The sequence below is a fragment of the Gammaproteobacteria bacterium genome (assembly GCA_019748175.1).
GTDB lineage: Bacteria > Pseudomonadota > Gammaproteobacteria > JAIEPX01 > JAIEPX01 > JAIEPX01.
Window position 1 is genome coordinate 200,794 of sequence record JAIEPX010000008.1, and the last position, 23,807, is coordinate 224,600.

Below are 23,807 nucleotides of genomic sequence, written 5' to 3' on the forward strand. Positions count from 1 at the left end.
TGTTTTATTCAACATGCAGATTTGAATGCTTGACATCTAGGATTCAAGTTGGTTCAATAGCTCAACTCAATGGAATGGCTTAAGGGACTATGAAAGCTAAATTACCTCTGATTATCTGTTGTACGACATTGTTGGTTAGCGGGTGTATGAGTAACATACATAAGCGAACTACTGGTCGAGATCCTGGTTTTTTCGAGACAGGAATGCGATTCGAACCACGCGCTCATGATGAAGCGGAGGTTAAAATTGCTGAGTCTGCCGATTCAATCAACGATTCTCTAAAAGAATTATCTGAGATTGAAAGAGCGGTGCATCCTGGTGCTCGTTTACCTAAACCTCCAAATCCTGCTCGAATTGGTATGGCTGGAATTGCTTCGATCGATTGGATTGGGCCCGTTGAGCCATTAATCGAAAAAATCGCTAAAGCCGGTCATTATCGTGTTCGAGTTTTAGGGCCAAAGCCAGCGATTCCTGCTTTAGTACAGATCAGTAAGCAAGATGTACCGTTAATGGATATTCTGCGCGATGTGACATTCCAAGTGCAGAAAAAAGCCGATATCGTTGTTTACCCGAGCAACCGGGTGATTGAGTTGCGCTATCTTCGTTAGACCTCTTGGAGTACCATGAAAAGAACTTTAAGCACTGTTGGCTTTGCACTGCTAGCGCTTTGCGTTGGCTGTTCTTCTTCGCCCAAGCCGCCTCGCGAATTAATTAAAATTTCTGCGTTAAAACAAAATCGAGGTCAAACTGCGGTTGCCAATTTGCGGCAGGATGCTTTGCGTGATACCGCTGTTTCGATTGGGGCTCAAGGTGGTCTTGCATGGCGGGCGGAACGCATTGATTGCGTTTTAAAACAACAGCAACACAATCTTAATAAAATTTATAATTTCACAGCACTGTTGCTCAATAAAGACATTTTACCACCCGTTTTAGAAGAGGGGCGTGATCCTGCGAATATTTCTAATTGCGAAACAATTAGGGCAGCCGATGCTGTTTATCGCATTATTACCCCACCTTGTTTTGTCAGCAATGCGCCGACATGGCGTCAGTATTTGTGGATGCACTACGAAAAACCTGAAAATCCTCATGCATCCTTGCTTCCAAGAAATAGAGAAGAAGCTGCGATGTGGAATTGTTTTGTACGCGAAGGTTGGCAAAAAGGGGTTGACCAGGCCGATGAAATATTTCAGTCAAATCTTATGCGTTTAAATCGCGATTTCAAAGGTATGGTTTTGTATCATAAATTGTACGCTCAGAATATGGTCACTGCGCCATTTGTTGCGCAGGCTGATTTAGGTGTTACAGGTGATGATCGTGAAATGCGAGTTAATGATCGCGTATTACGAATTACCGATACTGCAAGGTTGAATGTTAATAGTCAAACTTGGCAAGCGGCTATTCAAAAACAACCTGATCAAATGATTGAAGTTAAAGATCCTGATGAAACTAAAGTGAAAGCGATGTTAATGCCTAAACGTTATAAATCTGAAAAGTATGATCATCCGATTGACTTAAAATACGGCAAATAAAATATGAAATCGACTAGTGAGTTTCTTTATCCAGGAGAGCCATCGCGTTTTACCCCTGAAAATTTTGATGGTTTGTTAGCTTTTGCTACGAATTTGAATGCATCAGACGTGACGCTACAGACTAATGAAGAAGTTGTCGCGGAGGTTTATGGTCGTTTATATAAAATTACAAAACGAAAATTAACTAATACTGAAGTAGGTGATCTTTTAAATTCCATTTATGGTCCCAATGGTACAACGCAATTACTCAGTGGGCAGGACGTTGATACCCACTATGAAATTCGACCGGGTCGTAATGAACGATATCGTTTTCGTGTGAATGGAACTGCATGCCAAGTCGAAGGCCATTCGGCAATGCAATTAACGTTGCGTACGATTCCAAACGAACCGCCGACTTTAGCCAGCATGAATTTACCCGAAAATGTGATCGCAAATTTAGCTCCCAAAGACGGTGTGGTTTATGTAACGGGTGCAACGGGTTCCGGTAAAACAACATTATTAGCCGCGGTAATACGTGAGTTGAGCGAAGATCCCGAAGGGCATCGTAAAATGCTGACGTACGAATCTCCTATTGAGTTTGTGTACGACATGGTTCAAATGCCGACATCGGTGATCAGTCAGTCAGAAATTCCTCGTCATTTACCGACATTTGCTGCGGGAGTGCGCAACGCATTGCGTCGTAAACCACGTCTGATTTTAGTGGGAGAATCTCGAGATCCAGAAACCATTGGTGCGGTTATTGAAGCTGCCTTAACGGGCCATCCAGTTTATACCACATTGCATAGTACGGGTGTTGCTGAATCTATTCGACGTCTTGTCGGAAGTTTTTCACAAGAAGAACGTCAAGGTCGTACAATTGATATTATTGAAACCATGCGACTCATTATGTGGCAACAATTAGTTCCGACAGTTGATGGAAAACGCGTTCCTCTTCGAGAATTTTTGGTTTTTGATGAAGAAGTCCGCGATAAATTATTAGAAGTCAATTATAACGAAGTCACTTCGTTAACACGTAAACTCTTAAAAGAGCGTGGTCAGCCCATGAGAGTTGATGCTGAGCGCGTCTTCAAAGAAGGTCTCATCACCGAACGTCTCTATAAAGTCCTGTTAGCGGGTGCGAAGCGCCAAGAATAGATTTTCTTCCAAAATAGTCTATAATAGACACAGTCATAACGATTAATAGGGAAGTTAATATGGCATTACCGACTCAAAATGCGAGCTGGCGTGATTCTGCAAGATATCCGAAATTCTTTTTTTTGGATTCACGCGCTGTATTCCCATTTTTCTTCTTTTTGTTACACATTAAATTGTGGACATTCATCATTGCTGCACTATTCACGATCTTTTTTTCGTTCTTATTACGTTTTGGATTTACATTAGCGATTTTTGGTCGGTGGGTTAGAGCTGTAGCGGCCGGGCCACGAAAAATTGCGAAGCCTTTTTGGGGATAGATAAATGGCAGCCGATAGTCTTATCAGTACCAAAATGTGCGCCATAGCTAAAAAGATGGGGGCTAATTTTAGTTTTAATGATCGCCCTATGACGCATAAGGAAGTCTTTTCTGATAGAGGCTTATTACCAGCATTATCTCGAAGGGCAGATCAGTTGTGCTCTCTTTGCTTGGGTTATGGAATCGGTGTGACTTTTGATGAAGCAGAAGACTCGATGTTGGGTGTGAAAGTCAATTTTGACGACGTTACCCCCACCGTTTTGCGTTTGTTATGTATTACAGATGTTCTCAATGAGTTGATTAATGCCGCTCCATCAAAGGAAATCACGCCTTTGGATGAGTTAAAGTACGATTAATTAAACTATGACAGCGGGCTTGAATTCTGTAATTCGAACCCAATATGCTGTGGATGCCTATTTATCTAGGATTGGGTGAATAGGGGAAGTAAAGGTTGTTAACATTTTGTTAATAAAAATGTGGTATACTTACCATAAGAGTGAAAGGAAGGCTTTAGGGGACTGTTCTGAAAATCAGAACAGGTGTGACCAAGGATTCGGTCGAGTTAACTCCAGGTAATAGGGCAGCGTTATTAATAGCACGTTTAGTGCAGGGTTGGAGGAGATTGAAATGACTAAAGTTAATGAAGCGATACAAAGCTTAGTGAATAGAGCAGCGGTAGCGTGTATGCAAAATGCAGATACTTGTGTCAATGCTGTTACCGTTATCAGTAACAAAACGGATAAAACTCCTGCAGATAATGCAAGAGTTGAAGCTTATCGCAAAAAGAGCGAAGAGTTTAAAGCGGTTGGAATGGATTTACGTGCGATGGCTGATCAACTACAAGTTGGTACACCAACCCACGCAAATGAGACACCCTCCAATAGTTAAACAGTTCTAGTAGACAGGATTGCTACTAAGGGATAGAAATGAGTAAAGAAAAGGATAATTCTGATCTTGAAACACTGAAGAGTTTTATCGACACAGTCGATAAAACTCTTGCTACTGGTGGTTGGCAAGAAACTTTTCTCTTACAAAATATGGAAAAAAAAATCAAAGAACTTCGTGAAGAAGCAATCACACTTCAGAATCAAATAAAAACTGAAAATCAAGCTAAATCAATGGGTGTAACCAAAACTCAGCTTGACGATTTACAAACCGTTTTTGTTTCTGTTTTTCAGCAGGATTATAATGATTTACGGAGTTGGGAGCGAACTTTAAAGAGTATTACCGATTACAGTATTACTCGTCCAGTTTACAAAGAAGAAGAACACATTAAAGAAATGATTCGTGGTCGTCCCGATCCAAATAAAGAAGGTTATGTCGTTGTGCTTGTGAAGAGGCAAGATATAGTTAAAGGTCTGCCAGGGAAGCCAGCTATAGATAAACTAGGTTATGAGCTCTTGAACATCAAGGAAGGTGGAATCAAACCTGGAGGAATTCAGCGTTTTATACTCAGTGGTAGAACGTATGAATACGTCGAGGGTTCTCTCAAGTTAATTCAAACAGATTTACCGCCTAAATAATAAAGACTCACAAAATTTTTCGTATACGCTATAATTACGTTGGTAGGATGAAGCTTTGAGTACCGTTCGAAGTGATCCATGTGTCGAATTGCTATTGAGTGAGATGGAATAATATGGCTGGACAACAGCAGCAAGGTGGCGGAGGAGGAGGCGGCGATAATTCGCTCGATTTCCTATGGGTTATTGTAATGATTGTTGCTGGTATATTAGCAGCTTGGTATTTTGGTCGATTTTATATTGGAACCGCTATTTTTAAAGTTCGCTATTTTGAAATTTTGTTAATTAGTTATGGTTTAGAAATGTATGGAACTGTTGCATCTTATGTAGGATTGCCTGTTCCCAGTACCGCCGGTTTGATTCAATCTCTTAATATTATTTCAGCTGGCGCTACATCAACAATGGATTTTTCCCCAATTTCTCAAGTGAGCTCACTAGTAGGAAGGTATCTTGCAATACCTTTTGCTGTGGTCATGGGCGTTTTAGCTTTTATTACAATCCAAACAGGTATTGCTTCTAGATTCAAGCGGGTTTTTAATCAACGCATGTCTGTTCTGCGTGAAAGTGAAAAAAGATTGTGGAAAATGATTGCTCCTATTTCAAAGTTGGAGCTTACTAAAGAAGATATTAATAAAGGGCCTTGGGCAATGTCTACGCCACCGATGACATTTGCAAAACAAAATAAATTACTCAAGGAAGACCGTTCAAAAAGACCTGTAACAGTGACTATTGTACGTGGTGCAGCTGCACGATTATTTGCTTTGCAATTAGGTCATTATTTTACTGGGGTTCAAGCGCTTCCGATGCATATTCAAGCTTTGTTTGCAATTTTTGCAGCACGAGCGAATCGTGATCGAGTTAATTCTGATAAATTGTTGGCTCAATTGTCCGAATCCTATGCAGCAGGAAAATTAGATTTTTCTGGTGTTAAAGAAGTCGTTGCAAAATATATTAATACAAAAGAAGTGCAATATGTAACACGTCGACATGCGTATGTTTTAACAATGATGTCATCTATGATGGAATTATCGAGAGCAGATGGTGTGTTAGCCGTTGCTGAATTTTTATGGTTGAAGCCTGTTGATCGACGATTATGGTTTATGTTAGGTAGCATAGGACGGCAAACGCCTTTTGTAGAAGTGAGTGGGCCGTTCGCGCATTGGTTAGTCGAGAAAAGGCTGAATGCACCTATGCGTACGCCGATGGTTGATAATGCTGTTAAAGCGCTGGAATCTGCAGTTGCAGATGTGCTTTATGAACCGGATGAGGAATAATGCGTAAAGTAAGGCGAGGTTTAGAAAGGAAACACGAGCAAGATCCGCGGTTGATGTTGCGCGATACGCGCACCTTCGGAATGCGGGTTGGCGATTATTTTAAAAATCCTCCAATGGTGGCAATGACAATTATTGGAATGGCCGCTACTGGATTTGTGCTTCCTGCTTTCGCAGATGTATTTTTTATACTTGGAGTGATATTTTTCCTCGTTGCTTATACGCGCGTCACCGCATTACCCTTTAAATTGCCGATGAGCGCCGGTGTTAAAGATTATAATGATCCTATTCCAGGTACAGCGAAACCGCGAAAATCTCGTGGAATTTATTTTCTTGGAAATGAACTTCAAACCAATGCAGAACTTTGGTTTTCCAATGAAGATATGCGAACTCATATGCTGATATTTGGTTCAACTGGTAGTGGTAAAACAGTTGCGCTCACATCAATTGCCTATAACGCTTTGCTGCAAGGTAGTGGATTTATTTACGTGGATGGTAAGGGTGATAACGCATTATACGCTACGATTTACGGTATGGTTCGCGCGATGGGTCGTGAAGATGACTTATTGCTGATCAACTTTATGACAGGTGCGCGTGATATTATAGGACCACAAAAACTTCGATTGTCCAATACTATGAATCCTTTCTGTCAAGGTTCTTCCAGTATGTTGTCACAACTTGTTGTGAGTCTTATGGACTCCAGTAAAGGTGGTGGCGATGGTGATATGTGGAAAGGTCGTGCTATTGCTTTCGTTGAAGCGTTAATGAAAGTATTGGTTGCGATGAGAGATGGCGGTCATCTATTACTGGATGCTAATACCATTCGAAATTATTTTACGCTTGAACGTTTAGAGCCCATGGTGATGGACAAGGTTTTAATACGTGATAAAGCAGAACCCGTGAGTTTAGAATATTTACCCGATGTTGTTCTTGAGCCCATCAATAACTATTTATATAACTTGCCGGGTTATAATAAAGAACGTAAGGGTAAACAAGTTTCTCAAGTATTGGAACAACACGGTTTTATTACAATGCAATTAACACGTGTGTTTTCATCATTAGCCGATACGTATGGCCACATTATTCGAACCAATCTTGCGGAAGTTGATTTGAAAGACGTTGTATTAAATCGACGAATTTTAGTGGTATTGTTGCCTGCATTGGAAAAATCACCTGACGAACTTGCAAATTTAGGTAAAGTTATTATTGCTTCTTTAAAGGCAATGATGGCTGCTGGCTTAGGTGATGAAGTTGAAGGTGAATATCACGATTTAATTAAACGTAAACCAACGAATGCTGCAACACCATACCTGTGTATTCTTGACGAGTATGGTTATTATGCGGTGCAAGGATTTGCGGTAGTTCCTGCGCAGGCTCGTTCATTAGGTTTCTCGGTAGTGTTTGCCGGACAAGATCTTCCAGCGTTCCAAAAAGCGTCGAAAGAAGAAGCCGCGTCTATTGGTGCAAATACCAATATTAAAATTTGTATGAAGCTTGAAGATCCTATGGAAACTTGGGAATTTTTCTCTAAAACAGCAGGCGAAGCTTTCGTGACACAGGTGAGCGGTTTTCAGTCGGATACGCGTGGTGTTACTAACAACTACATGGATAATCGGGGCGCTCAAGTCATTAAACAAGCGCGTGTGGATCTCATGGATTTGAAAGATCAGCGTGAAGGTGAAGCGCACATATTTTTTAAATCTTCTATTATTCGTGCAAATATGTTTTACGCCGATCCGCCACATTGTAAAGTGATGCGTCTCAATCAATTCTTGAAAGTTGAAAAACCAGAAGATGCTGATTTGCATAATTTAATGCAAAGCATGGATCGATTTAAGGTCGCGGTTTCGAAACCGTATATTTTTCCAGAATCCGTTGCTATGGATGAATTTTTGGAACGTTTTATTACTGAATATAATAAAACAGATCAGGCTGAGCTACCCATAGAGCGTGCAGTGATTGCTATTAAAACTTTCTATCAAGTTGCTGCTCCACGAGTGGTTCAAGAAGCTATTGAATTACCTGAAAATGAAGTTAATATCTTTTCCAGCATGCGCCAATCAGAGTACTTAGAGCAGCAGTTGTTGGTGACGGACCGTGGACAATTTAGTCAAGCTATTTTGTCATTTAACCCGACTCGAGAACAAACCGCTTATGTAGAAAGGCTTCTCGGTAAAACAGATCAATATTCAAACTCAATTGCGAGTGAGATCGTTAAAGATATGCAAATGGCTACGCATTATCCTCCGGAGATTGTTGATATTCCAACAGCAGCAGAACTTGCAGCCTCTATCGATGATCTCGTTGCGAATATTTCAACAATTAAATCGGGTGGAAGTGGCGCTAGTACTGAAGATACTTCATTCTTGGATTAATTATTCGATCACATCCATTTGTATGCGATCATCTGGTATTGGATGGCCAGAGCGTTTAAATTTCAAATATCACACTATAGAAGTGGGATTACGAGAGTGATGCATTTTCAACGTATTTATTTTACAACAACTGGCACCTTGGGTTATCGTCAATATTGTCATCTCTGTCTTCGAGATCTAGTTCTTGTGATGATTTATTCTCCATTTCAAAATTATAACACGCTTGCAAAATCAACTGTCGCATATATTGCTGTAGATTTTCTATGCTGTTGGGACTGGTATCACAAATGAGAGTCGAAGTTTCGAGATTTTCTTCGTCATGAAATTTTTGGAACCACTCTTGTGCAGTTGGCAGCACTCCTATTTTAGAGGTAAATCCAATCAGATGAAAAGACTGCATATTGAGATCACGACAGCGTTTTATTTGACTCTTAGCTATACCATAGGAAGCGCGGGCTGCATACTGGTCACTCAGATCGAAATGAAAAAAAACCGAACCGCCTAATTTTAAGTAAAAATCGTTTCGAGGTTGGTATGCGTCTTGTTCCATTAGTATGAATAATGTGAAAATAAAATCCGATATGAAATGGCATTTAACAGGAATTGCATGTGTCGGTGGGTATGCTTTATGTTTATAGGAAGGGTCGCCTACCAGTATTGAAATATATTCGCATGCGCCATTCCCAGTATACCCTGAGAAGTAAAAATTACAGGGCGCAATATTTTTTTCAATATCAGCGTGAGTAGCTGAAGATTCCCTATCAATTTCCTTATCTTTTATCATCATTATGCCTCTAATAAATACAATTTGGATAATACGACATGTTCTACTAAAAAAAAAGCCTCCAGAGGGGCTAATCTTGTTTTAGGAGAATATGAAGTGAACGACATCCGTTCTATTGAAGCCATGCGGCACTAATTTTTGATTTATTTTTTTTTTGAAAACCACGTGTGCTTTGGAAACCTGTCGACGTTATGCAATATTTATGCAGAAGCATTCGATCGACAGCGAATTTTTAGTGGTATCGGTCCATCAGGTTTTATGGTGATGAGGGGTTCTGAGTTCACTTCTAAGTTTGGATCAATAGATAACTCAAATCGTTGTAAAATCATCGCAATCGCTATTTTCATAGTCATCAGCCCTAAATGTTTTCCTATGCAAACACGCGGTCCAGATCCGAAGGGAATATATGCATTTTTAGGATGATTATTTCGATTGTTTTTGTTGAAACGCTGCGGATCGAATTGATCGGGATTACTCCAGTATTTTGGATTGCGATGAAGTGTATAAGGGCAGATGATAACGACACTTTTTGCAGGAACGTGATAATCGCGAACAATATCATCATTAATTGCGGCGCGATCAAAAATCCATAACGAAGGATAAAGTCGTAGTGTTTCTTCGATTACCATTGTTGTAAATTCTAATTGGTCTAGTTTTTCCAAAGTTGGTGTGAGGCCATTGAATACGGAATCTATTTCAGAAACGAGTTGTTGCAAAATTTCAGGGTGTTTAGAAAGTAAATAAAGCGTCCAAGTTAATGCAGTGGCAGTTGTTTCATGTCCTGCAAGAATAAAATGTTTTGCTTCGTTGAGATGACGTAATTTTGCTTCTTCGCTATCATCCGGAAGATCCCTAAAACATTTAAGTGCCGGTGTTAAGAGATGATCGTAAGGTTGTGGTGTATTCAATAAATCGCTTATTAAATCATCGATGATTTTTTTTGTTCTGCGAAATTGAATATTTCCAATTGTAGGAATGGAAGTTTTTAAAAAAAGGCCACTTACAAAATATTTATTCGACGCATGTAAACGTGGAATAATATCATGACTACGGGGTTGCACATCAGCGCCAAAGAGTGCCATTGCACTGATATCAAATACTAGTTTAGACATTTCGTGAACTAAATCTACATTCTTTCCCACAATTCCAGCCCATACATCTAACTGTCTTTGGGTGGCGTTTGTTATAAATGGCACGTATTGAGTAATGTTTTTATAATACAATTCTCGTTGGGCTTCATGACGTGTCTTTCGCCAAGGTTCGCCTGAGTTTGTTAATAAACCTGGGCCAATAAAGGGTTCTAAGCGCGCATTTGAATGACTGTTTTTCACATAGTTCGATTCGTTTTGAACTAAGATGTGTGAAATGGCCTCCGCGTCATTCATAATAAATGTCGATCGAAATCCAAGGGGTATTCTTACAATATCTCCGCATGATGCTGCGATGGTACAGAAATGACGACGGTCTTGGATTTTTTTAGTCCATAGTTTGAACATTAATTTCATCCAAGGCGCTTTACGTACTATTTTTGCCATGTTAAATCCTAAACTTATTGAAAGTTGCCAATCGAAGTTTTTTCCTCAAAAGACTAGATTTGAGTTAATTATGACTGAATTTCTAACCGATAAAAAGAATGAACTTGCAAGTATGTCTTGAAAACGGTATGTATTATCATGCATAATCACTCCCAACTATCATACAGGGAAGTCTTAGTTATGAGAAACCATTCGCACCATCAACGGGGTGCAGGCACAATTTCACGGTTTATACTCACCCTCATTTGTGCAGTCATGATGATTACAGGCTGTTATCATAAGTTTGTAGAAGAGCATGTTACTGCAAAATGTCCTGAAGTGATCAGTGATAATATTATTCTTTGTCCTTCACCCAAAGTCTGTACGCCGGCTGCCAATCGGCAAATTATGTGTGTGTTGCGTCACCAAGCCGTTCAAGTGAATCGGGTGGGTGAGGATATGCAGATTATTATTCCAAGCGACCATTTATTCAGACCAGTTTCTGCGAGCTTTAACGAAGAATATCTGCACGTATTAAAAGCGGTTGGTTTATTGTTGCAATGTTACAATAAAGTGGACGTAAAAATTGAAGGCTACACGGATTGTTGTGGTAATGAAAATCGTAATGTGGCCTTATCAACAACCCAAGCAAAGAAAGTGGCCAAATACTTATGGGAACATGGAGCCGATTCGCGCTTACTCTATACAAAAGGTTACGGATCACTGAATCCGATTGCGAATAGCGATACTTACTATGGTCGAGCACGAAATCGACGAATTGAGATTATCTTCAGAGATCATCCTCACTGGGACTAGGAGTTTCATGTGGAGGAATTTAATTGTGGGGTTGCTAGCAACTTCATAAATGTGTTGATGCACAGGTTGCTCTAGGTTATAGTGCCGGGGTGCAGCTTGGAATATTTGTAGTACAAGGAGTGTAGTATGCCAGAAGATGCATTAGAGCTAGTGACGCTCAGGAATAATTTTTATAGGGATAATTATCGTCGTTTAGTGATGGCGTTGCTCATTTTATTGAGCATAAATGCCGCTCTAATCGGTATTGTTATTTATCAATTTTCATCACGTCCTGAACCACGTTATTTTGCAACCAGCGCTGATGGAAAAATCACCCCAATTTATGCTCTTGATGTCCCAATGGTCTCTGCATCAGCATTATTATCATGGGCAAATCAGGCGGCAGTCGCTGCATTTAGTTACAATTTTGCAAACTATCGCCAAGCATTACAGGATGCTTCTGATTATTTCACCCCAGAAGGTTGGAAAGATTTTCAAGCAGCGTTGGAAAGTTCAAATAACCTTAGTGCTGTGATTACAAAAAAATTGGTTGTTTCTGCAGTGGCAACCGGAGCTCCCGTTATTATTGACCAAGGCGTTATTTATGGTCGATATTCTTGGAAAGTTCAAATGCCATTACTTGTTAACTTTCAAAGTGCAAGCACAAATTTTCAGACACCATTACTAGTTACGTTACTCATTACTCGTGTGTCAACGCTTTATGTACCTAAAGGGATCGCAATTGCTCAATACATTGCGGCTCCAGCCGGTGGTAAAACAGCGATTGGGGGCTAAGCAGGGAGCCATGATGAAAAGAGTATTACTGATTACTTCAAGTGTAGTGTTAGGGTCAATAGCGATTCTGGCAGTTGCTCAACAGCAGCAGCCAGGGCTTTCGGCACTGCAGCAACAATTGCAAAAATTAAATGATACGACGCAGGGAGGGCCAGGGTCGACATCCGATATCAATCCACCGATTAGCCCAGCTGGTGGCCTTACCCCTGCCGCACCTGGTGGAACGCCTCCAACCGGTGCTGTCCAATCTGCTCCAGGGCCGAATTTTGTGCCCGGACCCACTGCGCAGCCTTCGCTTGCTGGTGCAGCAGCTCAGCAGGGAACTGTAGATGTTAATGGGCTACCGATTCCGGGCCAAGCAACTGTAGGCGCACCAGTAGCGCCTGAAGTAATTTTACCCCCAGTTCGCGATCAAGCCTTCGAAGAAACGGTGAGAACTCAGCTGCCCATGACGCCCGAACAAATTCGAACGTTAAAATCAATGTTTGATGAAGCTCAAAAAGCGGCCTCTGAAACTCCAGGGACTCCGCCTAAACCAACATCAAACTCGCAAATTGTAGATTTATCACCGGGAGCGACTCCACCTATCATCCGATTACAGGGTGGATTTGTGTCTTCTATCGTATTTTTAGACGCTACGGGTTCACCTTGGCCTATTGCCGCTTACGATTTGGGTGATCCACGATCGTTTAATATTCAGTGGGACCAGAAAGGTAATACGTTAATGGTGCAAGCCATCAGTGGTTATAAGACTGGTAATCTGGGGGTAGTGTTGCAAGGTTTGAACACACCGATAATGTTAACGTTGTTACCTGGACAAAAAGCGGTTGATTATCGTGTAGATTTGAGATTGCCCGGTTTAGGTCCTAATTCAGTCACAACCGTGACTCATTTGCCAGGTAAAGAAACACCTGCTCTATTGGATGTTTTAAACGGTGTTCCCCCACAAGGTAGCACGACGTTAAAAGTTTCTGGATGTAGTAAGTGCAACGCTTGGTTGTACAATGGCGAAATATTCTTACGTACTCGTTTTACTGTGTTGTCACCCGGTTGGATAGCAACTCTGACGAGTGCCGATGGTACGCATGCTTATCAGTTACCCTCGACACCAGTCGTTTTGGTATCTGATAAAGGAAAGACGAATACTTTGACAGTGGAAGGATTCTAACGCATGGCTGACGAAGGCAAATCCTACGGAGTAGGTGGATCATCTGGACGTTTTCGAACGTTTATTATTTTCATCATTGGTCTGGTCTTTGTGATCGGAATAATGGCTTATTTATATCATCGCCATAATGCCCAAGGTGGTGTAGAAAGCGCAGCGTCACTTGCGAGAGCGCCAAGTATTGGCTCGGTTCCTGGTGAGGCAACCACACCCGAGTATGCTCGAACCGTAGAGCAAGAAAATATTCGACAAGCCGACGAAGCGGCAAAATCGGGCGGTAGTTCTGTTGCAACTATTGTGAGACCTCTTTTTGCAGGGGGTGGGGAATTTGAATCCTCCGATTCTGCGAAACCTGGTTGTACGATGGATGATCTGAAGAAAGCACGTGCAGCGGGCGTTAAAGCTAGCGAGCTCAAATGTCGTGGTTGCTCTGCCAAAGATTTAAGGGCTGCGGGTTATACAGCGGCTGAGTTGGTTGAGGCGGGTTTTAGTGCCGCTGATCTTGGTAGGGCGGGTTTTACTGCTGCAGAACTCAAGGCGGCGGGTGTCACTGCAGCCGAGTTGTTGAAAGCTGGATTTAGTCCTAATCAACTGGCTCAAGCGGGCTACTCAGTATGTGATTTGGCTCAAGCGGGTACAAAACCTAATCAATTACAAGCGGCTGGTTTTACTGTTGAGCAGATGGCTGAAGCTGGGATTGGTGTTAAACCGGGTAAAGATGCTCCAAAAGATTGCAATCCTCAAGGTTTGGCGCGGGCTAAGCGATCAGGTATTACTGCGGCTGAAATGCGTCAGTTAAATTGTGGCGCAGCTGCATTGCGTACGGCTGGCTATACAGCGCGTGAATTAAAAGCAGCTTGCTATTCGGCTGCAGAATTGAAAGCAGCTGGGTTTACAGCGGCTGAGCTAAAAGAGGCTGGATTTACAGCGGCAGAGTTACGTGCGGCAGGCTATACTGCTAAAGAACTTAAGGATGCTGGTTTCAGTGCGAAAGAATTGCGAGAAGGTGGATTTTCGGCTGAGCAGCTCCGGAAAGCGGGATATACTCCCGATGAATTACGTGCTGCTGGGTATACGCAGGGTGATTTGCAAAGAGCCGGATTCACTGCGGAGGAACTAGGGCAAGGTGTAGCAGGAAACCCTGCTGATAATGCGGTTTTATTGGCCGCTAAAGCTGCACTAGAAAATCCCTGTAGTGAGCTGTCATTGCAAAATGCCAGAAAGCAAAATATATCGGTCGAGCAATTGAAATCGTTTAAGTGTACTGCTGCTCAATTGCAAAACGCTGGTTTTGATCCGCGCGTCGTCGCAGCGGCTGCATTACAAAATCCTTGCAGTGATGCATCGTTGCAAATGGCTAGACAGCAAGGTATCAGCGTTGAAAAACTGAAGACATTCCAATGTTCAGCTGCGCAGTTAACTAAGGCTGGCTTCGATCCTGCTACGGTAGCAGCGGCGGCGGCAATGGCTGTGGCTGGAAACGTTGCAAGCAAAGGTCCTTGGGCAGGACAAGATGCCTATGAACGAAGTTTAACGCCTGACCAACGACGAGACCTGCTAGACAAAACCTCTCAAGCTATGGAAAACGTAACAGGCTCTATGTTTGGTGGATGGGTTCCACCTTCAAATCAGGTCTATATTGCTGCAACCCCGACTAAAGATCGAGGGGATGGTGGTGATGCTAAAGGACATGGTGGCGGCGGTCGTGATGGCGGTGGCGCTGGATCCGAAGGTACTAAAAAAGTGAAGGGTACCATCGTTAAAGCTGGGACAATCATGTATGCAAGCCTTGATACGAGCGTCAATTCTGATGAGAAGAGCCCAATTCTGGCAACTGTCGTATCAGGCCCTTTGAGAGGTGCCCGACTAATTGGTGAGTTTGCTTTGCAAGGTGACGTTGTTATTGTGAATTTCAATAAGATTAACTTACCTCAATTACCGGCCAGTGTAGCCTTTAAAGGTGTAGCTATCGACCCTGAAACTGCGCGTACAGCGTTGGCGCATAACGTCGATAATCACTATTTACTCCGTTACGGATCCTTATTTGCCTCTTCTTTTGTTTCGGGATTGGCAACGGCTGTCTCGTCCTCAGGTTCTCAGTCATCCTCAGGTGCCGGCGGATTAGTGATAACCCGTGCTCCATTAACTACCTTTGAGACAATCTTAACCGCTCTCGGTGCGGTTGGAACAGCCTATTCAAGTGTCATGGGGGCTAACTTCAATACTCCGCCGACCGTCACTATCGAAGGTGGCGCTGCGATTGGGATCTTATTGACAGATGATTTGGAGTTACCTGAAAGGATCTAATGTTGACGGCACAGCAGTTCCCACTAAACATTATGTGATGGGAATTGCTGGGTTCCAGCAATTCTAATTTTCTCTGCTATACTTGAAGAGTGGAGCCTTAAGCTATTTTTGAATGGAGTTAAAGGTTATGGTCGCTGACAATGACAAAAACGGTGAAGAATATAATCCTGAAGTTTCAGGTGTAGAGCATCCTGAAGAGATTTCAGAAGATGAATATTCACCTGTGCGTGACGAAGAGCCTGTAGCTGGTACTGCTGCACTTCAGGAAAAGAGCTCACCTCTTAAAAAAGTAGGTGTTGCTATCGTATTAATTGTCGCTGTATTTGCAGTAGCTTCTTATTTGACCCATAAGAAAAAAGTGCGATTGGCTGAACAATCTGAAACAACAGCGATAGTTACAAATTCGATTGCGGCTCCAGCTCCAGAATCTAATAATGATTCAGAGTCTGCAAAATCAGATCAAGCTACAAAAACAGATGTTGTAGAAAATAAACCCGCAGACAAACCTGAATTAAAACCTGAAGCGCCAGCTTCAACGGCTGCACCTAGTGTGGTAACACAGAAAGAAGAGAGTGGAGCAAAACCTGAAAAAACAGACGCAGTGATTCCGACGAGCAGTAAACAACTTGAAGACAGTGCTGCTAAAATGGCTATGGCTGCTGATACTTCAGCACCACCAAAAACAGATTCTGCAAATGCGAGTGTGGCCGAAGCAATTACTGCAGCAACTCCTGCTCCTACTGCAGAAACACCGGCAACGCCAGTTGCAACACAAGTGCCAAATGATATCGATAAACAGATTTCAGCTTTAAAAGAACAAGCTAAAACAAATGAAACTAAACTAAATGATATCAATACACATGTGACAAATTTGGATAACGCAATTTCTAAATTGAATAATTCAATTTCTACTTTGGATAAAAAAATCGGCGATATGACAGTGGTGTCAAAAGTAGACAGAAAACCTGTTACGCGTGAGAGGATTGTTATGCAAAAACGACCTTTACGTCCTGTTAAATTAGAGCGTAATCGTCCAAAACACGCTATGATGAATATGGGAATGAACGCTGTAGAAAATACTGCTGGTAAGTCAGGACATGAAAATTTTGATAAAACTGCCTATAATATACGAGCAATTGTACCTGGTCGGGCTTGGATAGAAAGTCCAAGTGGTTATAAATTTTCAATCAGTGTTGGTGATAGAGTTTTAGGCTACGGAACAGTAACTCAAATAAATGCGGATTATGGAGAAGTAACGTTTGATGGTGGAGATGTGATTAAATATGGGTCTGATGACCATTAATTGAGAGGTGGTATGTATGAAGCGGCTGTTCGATATAAGTTTAGCATTTATTGTTTTGTTACTTATGCCAACAGTGGTAAGTGCGGTATCAGCGCAAGATTTGAACAAAATGTTGGCAACGTTAGATGAAAGTGTCCCAGGACTTATTCAACTACTGTTTGGGGCTTCTTACGTTGCGGGTGTGTTTTTTATATTTTTGGCGATTAATAAACTGAAAGTTTATGCGCAAGCACTTTCGCAGATGTCGTCAGAAAAAAGTATAACGAAACCGATTTTGTTGTTAATGGTAGGCGTCGGTTTTATTTGGTTGCCAGCTTTAATGGATTCGTTTTTGTATACGCTCTGGAATTACGGAACTGATTCGGTATTAGCGTATCCAGCAAACACCGATATTTGGGTACAGCTTACGAATCCGTTAATAAATTTACTTCGAGTATTTGGTTTAATATCCATTGTTCGAGGTTGGGGAATGCTCGCTAAACTGGGCTCAGAGGGGCAGCATCAAGGTGTGACAGGTAAGGCCATTATTCATATTGTTGGTGGCGTTTTCGCTTGGAATATCGTGGGAGTTTGGGATGTCGTTACAAACTCATTGGGTATTGCTTAGTGGTAAATAGTGTTTACTTAAACGGAGGAAGAGAAATGAAAGTTAATTTGAAAGCTCTGGCAAAAACTGGCGGGATCGCCATGATTTTCGCAGCGGGTTTTATTGCGACTGAGGTATTAGCGCAAGGATCTGGTGGTGCTTCTGGTGGTGAAACCATCGGTACTATTGCTGCGCGTATTACTCAATCATTTACAAGCTTAGGTCAATTAATTTTGGCAATTGCGTTTGTAGGTGGTTTGGGATTTACAATGGCAGCTATCTTTAAGTTTAAACAACATAAAGATAACCCAACACAAATTCCGTTGGGAACTCCTATCGCAATGTTAGCAATTGGTATCGTATTGATGTTTTTACCAGGTATTATTACACCTGCAGGTACAACATTATTCGGATCAAATGCTTCATCTTCAGCCGGTGGTTTAACAGGTCAAGCTGGACTTGCTACATTGCCTGGACAAGGTTCATCCGGTGGTGGAAACCCATAGTAGTAATTTATGGATAGAACTGAATTAAAATTGAAGGCTCAGCCACAAGCATGGCGTCTGTTTTCGACGAGGAAAGCAGATCCTGCTTTCAAGAAATTCGCCGAAAAGGTATTGGAGCGTGATCGTCACGTTTGTCAATTCTGCGGATTTCAAGCAGACGAATATATGGAAGTGGTGAATAAAGACAATGATTATGCCAACACAAAAATGGACAACATGATTACTGTTTGCCCTTTGTGTATGCAATGCTTGTTTATTGAGTCAATTGATTTTAATGATTATGGCGGTGGTAAAATTATTTATTTACCGGAGATGTCACAAGCCGAATTAAATGGGTTGTGTCATGTTATTTTTTGTGCGATAGCCAATGCAACGGATTATCGCACGAATGCACAGACGATCTACCGCGATTTAAAATTGCGGATACAAGTTGTAGATGAAATACTGGGTGAAGGTATGAGTAACCCAGTAAAATTAGGGCAAATGTTAATTGATGCCCCCGTTGAAGATCGCGATAGGGTGCAAGAGACATTACTGAAAGATCTGCGATTATTACCGTCGAAAACAAAATTCGATGCGCAGATTCATTCATGGGCAGCTAGCGCGCTAAAAGATCTAGCAGCTTAAAAGGATTTATGATTGACATTGTGAGGGAACATAATGACCTTGGCTAATTCGTTATTTAATGGTGTCGATACCTTTATAGCTTGGCTTAATACTTCTTTAAGACAGACAATGGCATCTTATTGTTCATTGCAAACTGCCGATAGTCCTACAGTATTGGTGGGGCATGATGGTGCTTTGATGTCAATTATTAGAGTTCGAGGTGTTAAAGCGTTAATCGGTACAGAAGAATTTAATCGAATGCAACAAGGATTGCAGTTTGCATTACAGACTGCGATGAAGCGCAAAGGTCATGTGATTCAGGTGCTTTTTTCTTATAATAAAGATCAAGTGAAAGAAAAAATACATGAAATTTTAGAACCTGCTTACGAAACATCAAGAGTCGTTGGATTATCTCTCGAAGATTTATTTTTAGAAAGAGAAAACTTTCTCGCTAAATATTGCGCATACGAGGAAGTGTATTTAGCTTTGTGGACTCGACCAACAGCAATGACAAATGAACAACGTAAACGTGCACTCAAAGAAAAACGTGCTACAGCTAAAGATAGAAAACTCCCTGTGTTTGTCAATACTCAAAATGTGATGGCAGCTATTGCCGACATTCGTGAACAGCATGACTCTTTTGTGCGAGCCATGAGTAATGATTTATCTGGATTAGGAATTGTTGGTAATATACTACCAGTGCACGAAGCATTGCACGCGGTGCGCCATAGTATAGATCCTAATTTCACCGACGCAAACTGGCGTCCGCTTTTACCCGGAGATAAAATTACTATTAGAGAACCACATGATATCACAGGAGATATTGGTGATATATTGTGGCCAAGCTTAGCTCGGCAATTATTACCCCGTGATGCTGAAAACATGGATATTCGAACGTGTAAAATAGGTGATTTAATTTACGGATCTGTATTTATTGATTTATTTCCTAAAGAAATTCAACAATTCGTTTCATTATTTTCTCGAACATTACAAACACAAATTCCTTGGAGAATTTCGTTTTTAATCGAGAGTGGTGGATTAGATTCTGTAAGACTACGTGCCGCACTTTCTTCGGTGTTAAGTTTTGCTTCTTCAGATAATCGATTATTTAATGATTCTGTGAATCTTCTCAAATATATTAACATCAATACAGACGATGCTGTTGTGAAGTTACGTGTTTCTGCTTGCACGTGGGCTCCCGAAGGTGATATTCGTTTACTGCGATCTCGAACAGCGCAATTGGCTAAAGCGATTCAAGGTTGGGGTTCGTGTGATGTGTCTGAAGTGTGTGGAGATCCATTTGATGGCGTTTGCTCGAGCATGTTGGGTGTTACACCTGATAGCGTTGCGCCCGCTTCTGTGGCCCCGTTATCTGATGTGCTCTATATGTTGCCGATTTTTAGACCTTCCTCGCCGTGGGAACATGGTGCAATATTGTTCCGTACACCTGACGGAAAACCGTGGCCGTATCAACCTGGGTCTAGTCAACAAACAACATGGATTGATTTAGTTTTTGCAAGGCCTGGTTCAGGTAAATCGGTTCTCTCGAATGCGATTAATTTAGCATTATGTTTATCAAGCGGAATTCAACGATTGCCAAGAATCGCTATTATTGATATTGGACATTCAAGTAGTGGATTAGTTTCATTATTAAAAGAAGCGTTACCACCTGCTCAACGACATTATGCAGCTTATTATCGATTACGCATGACACCTGAATTTGCAATCAATCCTTTTGACACCCAGTTAGGAAATCGCTTTCCTACACCACAAGAACGCAGCTTCTTGGTGAATTTTATCACATTATTAGGAACGCCAGTCGGTGCAGAAAAATCCTATGATGGCATCACTGATATGGCGGGAATTGTTGTAGACGAAATGTACAAAGATCTTTCTGACAACGGTAATCCAAAAGTTTATACACCTGGTGTTGAAGATATTGTTGATGGATGTTTGGAAGAAATTGGTTTTGTTCGAGATCAACATTCAACTTGGTGGGAAGTCACCGATGCATTATTTACGGCTGGTTTTACGCATGAAGCGACATTATCACAACGTCATGCCATGCCTGTTTTATCGGAAGCTGCTTCTATTTGCCGTATGCCTGCAATTGAAGATCTTTACGGAAAAATTAAAGCACCTACAGGTGAAACCCTCGTTGCTGCATTTTCTCGAATGATTTCAGGTGCAGTACGTGAATATCCAATTATTGCGCAAGTAACAAAATTTGATATTGGTGATGCTCGTGTAGTTTCATTAGACTTGGATGAAGTAGCAAAGAGTGGCGGTGATGCTGCAAATCGACAAACGTCTGTAATGTATATGTTAGCACGATATGTTTTGGGTCGAAATTTCTTCTTAACCGAAGAAAATGTGGGCGATATGACGGAAGCTTATCGTGATTATCATTCAAAACGTGTTCAAGAAATTAGAGAAGATTTAAAACGATTAGTGTTTGATGAATTCCATCGTACCTCGAAAGTTCAAGCAGTGCGTGATCAAGTTATTCAAGATATGCGTGAGGGACGAAAATGGAAAGTTCAAATCGCATTGTTATCTCAGTCCTTGGAAGATTTTGATGATGTGATGGTTGAATTTGCGACCTCGGTATTTATTATGGATGCAGGTCCTGAGCAAGCCATTGCTAAGACTCAAAAAGTATTTGGTTTATCGCCGACGGCAGTAAGGGCATTACGAAATCGAGTGCATGGTCCTCGCGAAGGTGGTGCGACATTCTTAGCGCAATTCGCTACTAAAGAAGGTATTAATATTCAATTGTTAACGAGCACGTTGGGTCCTGTTGAATTATGGTCTTTTAGTACCACAGCTGAAGATGCCAATATTCGTAATCAATTATATCGAAAATTGGGGCCACGCGAAGCGAGAAAAGTATTAGCTGCATTATTTCCGAGTGGTAGCGCAACGAAATTAATTGAAGAACGTTTATCTGAATCTCGTGAGAAATTAGGTCTCAGCGATGAAGAAGCTAAAGGTGGAGTCATAGATACTTTAGTAGCAGAAATTATTAGTGCGTATAGTAAAAATCCAGATGTTAAAGTTTTGACGACCGCTTAGTTTGTTTTTTGCCTGCTAGTTCTTTTGATTTTTTGTGGTGATGGCGAACAGAATGTGAATATTTTTTCACTTTGTGTTTGGCTGTCGTAGCAAAAGAGGGATTAGCATCGGTCAATAAAACGCTGATAACATTTCTAACAAACGGAAGTGTTGGTTTTAATAAATAACCAGGTCCTTGATTAATCGTGAGGGCCATATAGATATCACTTTTTGGAAACCACATCACTATTGCTCGGTATCCTGCAGTTGTTCCATTATGCCACCACACAGGGCCAATGCTACTTGACCCAGAAGACATTTGAATTATACCAAGGCCATAACCGTAACCAGATTCACCTTCTCTTATATGGGGAATAGGTTGTCCACTGCGACAATTCGTGGTTCTGCCTTCACAGACTAAGCTCATCATTTTTTGAAGCTGTGTTTGAGGTAAAATTTTCCCCTGCAGTAAATCATACCACCAGGTTAATAAATCTTCGGAAGTGGTGACAATTGCTCCTGCGGTGGATGCCCAAGACATATTATCGTAAGTAACATCTTTGCCTGTGGAGTTATAACCATGCGCCATCCGAGAAATGGTGGTTTCAGGATATAATCCAGAAAAATATTGGGTGTTTAACAAATCAACAGCGGCATTGCTATGAATATATTGGTTCATGATCTGACCAGCTGTGGAGCCTGTTACTTTTTCGATAATCATTCCAGCTAGAATGTAATTAGTATTAGAATATTTCCAACCTCTGCCTGGTTCAAATAACAATCGTGAACCTACCATGTTGACTAATTGTTCGTGAGTGAATCCTGCTTGAGGAGTTTCTTTTCGAATTCTATTAAAAATGCCAGTGCTAGTATAATTAGGAATGCCGCTAGTATGGTTAAGTAATTGTCGAATGCTGATATTTCGCCACTTTGAATATTGGGGCAAATATCGTGTGATGGGATCATCAATGTTGAGTTTTCCTTCAGATTCTAATTTTAAAATAATCATAGAGGTGAAGGATTTTGTAATACTACCTGCTTGAAATAGCGTTTTATTGTTTATTGGAGCGCCGCCTCGAAATTGGCTAGTTCCACTCGAAAATGTCAGTGGTTCGTCATAATTTGGTGTGTAAATACTTAATGCGGCACCAGGAATTCCAGAGCTGGCACGCCAATTTTCGAGTAATTTTTGTATTTTTTTTTCATTGACTGGCGGAAGTATATCCGGTGTCGCGTAAGCAACAGTGTTTGCCGCAATTAATATCGATAAACTAAATAACAATCTCAACATGCATTCATCATCCTTGAGTTTAAAGGGGAAGGGTCAGATCTAAGTTGATGGTTTCTCAAGACTTGAGAAACCATCAAACTTAGATCTGACCCTTCCCTGATTATAAGTATATAATGTATTTTGCATCAACTGTGCAACTGTCATCGGGCCAACGCCACCAGGAACTGGTGTGATCCACGAAGCACGATTTTTTGCTGTTGCAAAATCAATGTCGCCGACCACTGTGCCATCATTTAACCGGTTAATGCCGACATCTACCACGATTGCACCTTGTTTAATCCAGTCACTTTGTATGACGCCAGGGTTTCCTATGGCCACAACCAGAAGATCAGCGCCCCTAATATGTTGATCAAGATTTTTTGTAGCGCGATGCGTAATTGTGACAGTCGCTTCAGCTTGGAGTAATTCTAAGGCCATCGGTCTACCCACAATATTAGAGGCACCTACAACGACAGCATTGGTCCCTCGAAGGGTGAGGCCATTTTCTTCAAGCAATGTGATAATACCCAAGGGAGTGCACGGATGCAATTTTGGTCTTCTAGCTGCGAGGCAGCCTAAATTATACGGGTGAAATCCATCTACATCTTTTGATGGGTTTATTTGATCAATAATAACTGAGGAATCAATGCTTTTAGGGAGTGGAAGTTGCAGTAAAATACCATCCACTGTAGGGTCCGCATTCAGTTTTTGAATTAATGCAGATAACGATTTTTCATCGATATTGCTCGCTAAGGGATGCAAAGTGGAAATGATACCGACTTCGGCGCAGGCTTCTTGTTTCTTGCGAACGTAAATCTGAGAGGCTGGATTTTCACCGACCAATATCACTGCTAAACCTGGTGCACGATGCCCTTCGCTTTTCAGTTGGCGAATTTCACCGCGTATTTTATCAATAATACGCGACGCAAGCAGTTTTCCATCCAGTATTTGTGCTGTCATACGGTGGAGTATAGCAA

Annotated in this window: 22 protein-coding genes; 18 read left to right on the forward strand and 4 right to left on the reverse strand. The window is 41.4% G+C overall.

Features of this window, described 5'->3' with window-relative positions; genetic code table 11:
- Positions 1-146 precede the first annotated feature (146 nt).
- The 9 genes from dotD (at position 147) to K2X50_04030 (ending at position 8,145) form a co-directional block, all read left to right on the forward strand.
- Positions 147-608, forward strand: a complete 462-nt coding sequence (gene dotD, locus K2X50_03990) for a type IVB secretion system lipoprotein DotD (GenBank protein ID MBX9586399.1) — start codon at positions 147-149, stop codon at positions 606-608.
- Positions 609-623: 15 nt separating this feature from the next.
- On the forward strand, positions 624-1,529 hold the full coding sequence (locus K2X50_03995) for a type IV secretion system DotC family protein (GenBank protein MBX9586400.1): 906 nt from the start codon (positions 624-626) through the stop codon (positions 1,527-1,529).
- A gap of 3 nt (positions 1,530-1,532) precedes the next feature.
- On the forward strand, positions 1,533-2,663 hold the full coding sequence (gene dotB, locus K2X50_04000; protein MBX9586401.1) for a Dot/Icm type IV secretion system ATPase DotB: 1,131 nt from the start codon (positions 1,533-1,535) through the stop codon (positions 2,661-2,663).
- A gap of 59 nt (positions 2,664-2,722) precedes the next feature.
- Positions 2,723-2,980 (forward strand): IcmT/TraK family protein, encoded by a 258-nt coding sequence (gene icmT, locus K2X50_04005; protein ID MBX9586402.1) that lies wholly within the window; start codon positions 2,723-2,725, stop codon positions 2,978-2,980.
- Positions 2,981-3,014: 34 nt separating this feature from the next.
- Positions 3,015-3,335 carry a type IV secretion protein IcmS gene (locus K2X50_04010; GenBank protein MBX9586403.1) on the forward strand — a complete coding sequence of 107 codons (321 nt, stop codon included), beginning with the start codon at positions 3,015-3,017 and terminating at the stop codon, positions 3,333-3,335.
- Positions 3,336-3,606: 271 nt separating this feature from the next.
- Complete coding sequence (locus tag K2X50_04015; GenBank protein MBX9586404.1) at positions 3,607-3,867, forward strand: hypothetical protein; 261 nt, start codon at positions 3,607-3,609, stop codon at positions 3,865-3,867.
- 38 nt (positions 3,868-3,905) lie between these two features.
- Complete coding sequence (gene icmQ / locus K2X50_04020; GenBank protein ID MBX9586405.1) at positions 3,906-4,502, forward strand: Dot/Icm secretion system protein IcmQ; 597 nt, start codon at positions 3,906-3,908, stop codon at positions 4,500-4,502.
- A gap of 113 nt (positions 4,503-4,615) precedes the next feature.
- Positions 4,616-5,773, forward strand: a complete 1,158-nt coding sequence (gene icmP / locus K2X50_04025; GenBank protein MBX9586406.1) for a type IVB secretion system coupling complex protein DotM/IcmP — start codon at positions 4,616-4,618, stop codon at positions 5,771-5,773.
- On the forward strand, positions 5,773-8,145 hold the full coding sequence (locus tag K2X50_04030; GenBank protein ID MBX9586407.1) for a TraM recognition domain-containing protein: 2,373 nt from the start codon (positions 5,773-5,775) through the stop codon (positions 8,143-8,145). The genes icmP and K2X50_04030 overlap by 1 nt, the downstream gene beginning before the upstream one ends.
- A gap of 121 nt (positions 8,146-8,266) precedes the next feature.
- Here the strand turns inward: K2X50_04030 and K2X50_04035 are convergent, their stop codons facing one another.
- Entirely contained in the window at positions 8,267-8,929 is a 663-nt protein-coding gene (locus K2X50_04035) for a hypothetical protein (GenBank protein MBX9586408.1), read from the reverse strand.
- A gap of 200 nt (positions 8,930-9,129) precedes the next feature.
- Positions 9,130-10,464 (reverse strand): cytochrome P450, encoded by a 1,335-nt coding sequence (locus K2X50_04040; GenBank protein MBX9586409.1) that lies wholly within the window; start codon positions 10,462-10,464, stop codon positions 9,130-9,132.
- Between the two features lie 180 nt (positions 10,465-10,644).
- On the opposite strand from K2X50_04040, the gene K2X50_04045 reads away from it, so the two are divergent.
- From K2X50_04045 to K2X50_04085, 9 genes are all read left to right on the forward strand, one after another.
- Complete coding sequence (locus K2X50_04045) at positions 10,645-11,259, forward strand: OmpA family protein (GenBank protein ID MBX9586410.1); 615 nt, start codon at positions 10,645-10,647, stop codon at positions 11,257-11,259.
- Between the two features lie 126 nt (positions 11,260-11,385).
- On the forward strand, positions 11,386-12,033 hold the full coding sequence (locus tag K2X50_04050; protein ID MBX9586411.1) for a type IVB secretion system apparatus protein IcmL/DotI: 648 nt from the start codon (positions 11,386-11,388) through the stop codon (positions 12,031-12,033).
- 13 nt (positions 12,034-12,046) lie between these two features.
- Positions 12,047-13,201, forward strand: a complete 1,155-nt coding sequence (locus K2X50_04055; GenBank protein MBX9586412.1) for a type IV secretion protein IcmK — start codon at positions 12,047-12,049, stop codon at positions 13,199-13,201.
- 3 nt (positions 13,202-13,204) lie between these two features.
- A complete protein-coding gene (locus tag K2X50_04060) occupies positions 13,205-15,505 on the forward strand; it encodes a hypothetical protein (GenBank protein MBX9586413.1) in 2,301 nt (766 codons plus the stop codon).
- Positions 15,506-15,632: 127 nt separating this feature from the next.
- On the forward strand, positions 15,633-16,808 hold the full coding sequence (locus K2X50_04065; protein MBX9586414.1) for a hypothetical protein: 1,176 nt from the start codon (positions 15,633-15,635) through the stop codon (positions 16,806-16,808).
- A 16-nt stretch (positions 16,809-16,824) separates the two neighbouring features.
- Entirely contained in the window at positions 16,825-17,415 is a 591-nt protein-coding gene (locus K2X50_04070; GenBank protein MBX9586415.1) for a hypothetical protein, read from the forward strand.
- Positions 17,416-17,450: 35 nt separating this feature from the next.
- Positions 17,451-17,900 carry a type IV secretion protein IcmD gene (locus K2X50_04075; GenBank protein ID MBX9586416.1) on the forward strand — a complete coding sequence of 150 codons (450 nt, stop codon included), beginning with the start codon at positions 17,451-17,453 and terminating at the stop codon, positions 17,898-17,900.
- 9 nt (positions 17,901-17,909) lie between these two features.
- Positions 17,910-18,527 (forward strand): type IVB secretion system protein IcmJDotN, encoded by a 618-nt coding sequence (gene icmJ / locus K2X50_04080; protein MBX9586417.1) that lies wholly within the window; start codon positions 17,910-17,912, stop codon positions 18,525-18,527.
- A 30-nt stretch (positions 18,528-18,557) separates the two neighbouring features.
- Positions 18,558-21,581, forward strand: coding sequence for a type IV secretion protein IcmB (locus K2X50_04085; GenBank protein ID MBX9586418.1), 3,024 nt, complete (start codon positions 18,558-18,560; stop codon positions 21,579-21,581).
- On the opposite strand, the gene K2X50_04090 is transcribed toward K2X50_04085, so the two are convergent.
- Complete coding sequence (locus tag K2X50_04090) at positions 21,559-22,851, reverse strand: beta-lactamase family protein (protein MBX9586419.1); 1,293 nt, start codon at positions 22,849-22,851, stop codon at positions 21,559-21,561. The two genes, K2X50_04085 and K2X50_04090, sit on opposite strands and share 23 nt — an antisense overlap.
- Positions 22,852-22,890: 39 nt before the next feature.
- Complete coding sequence (gene folD, locus K2X50_04095) at positions 22,891-23,790, reverse strand: bifunctional methylenetetrahydrofolate dehydrogenase/methenyltetrahydrofolate cyclohydrolase FolD (GenBank protein MBX9586420.1); 900 nt, start codon at positions 23,788-23,790, stop codon at positions 22,891-22,893.
- Positions 23,791-23,807: the final 17 nt, after the last annotated feature.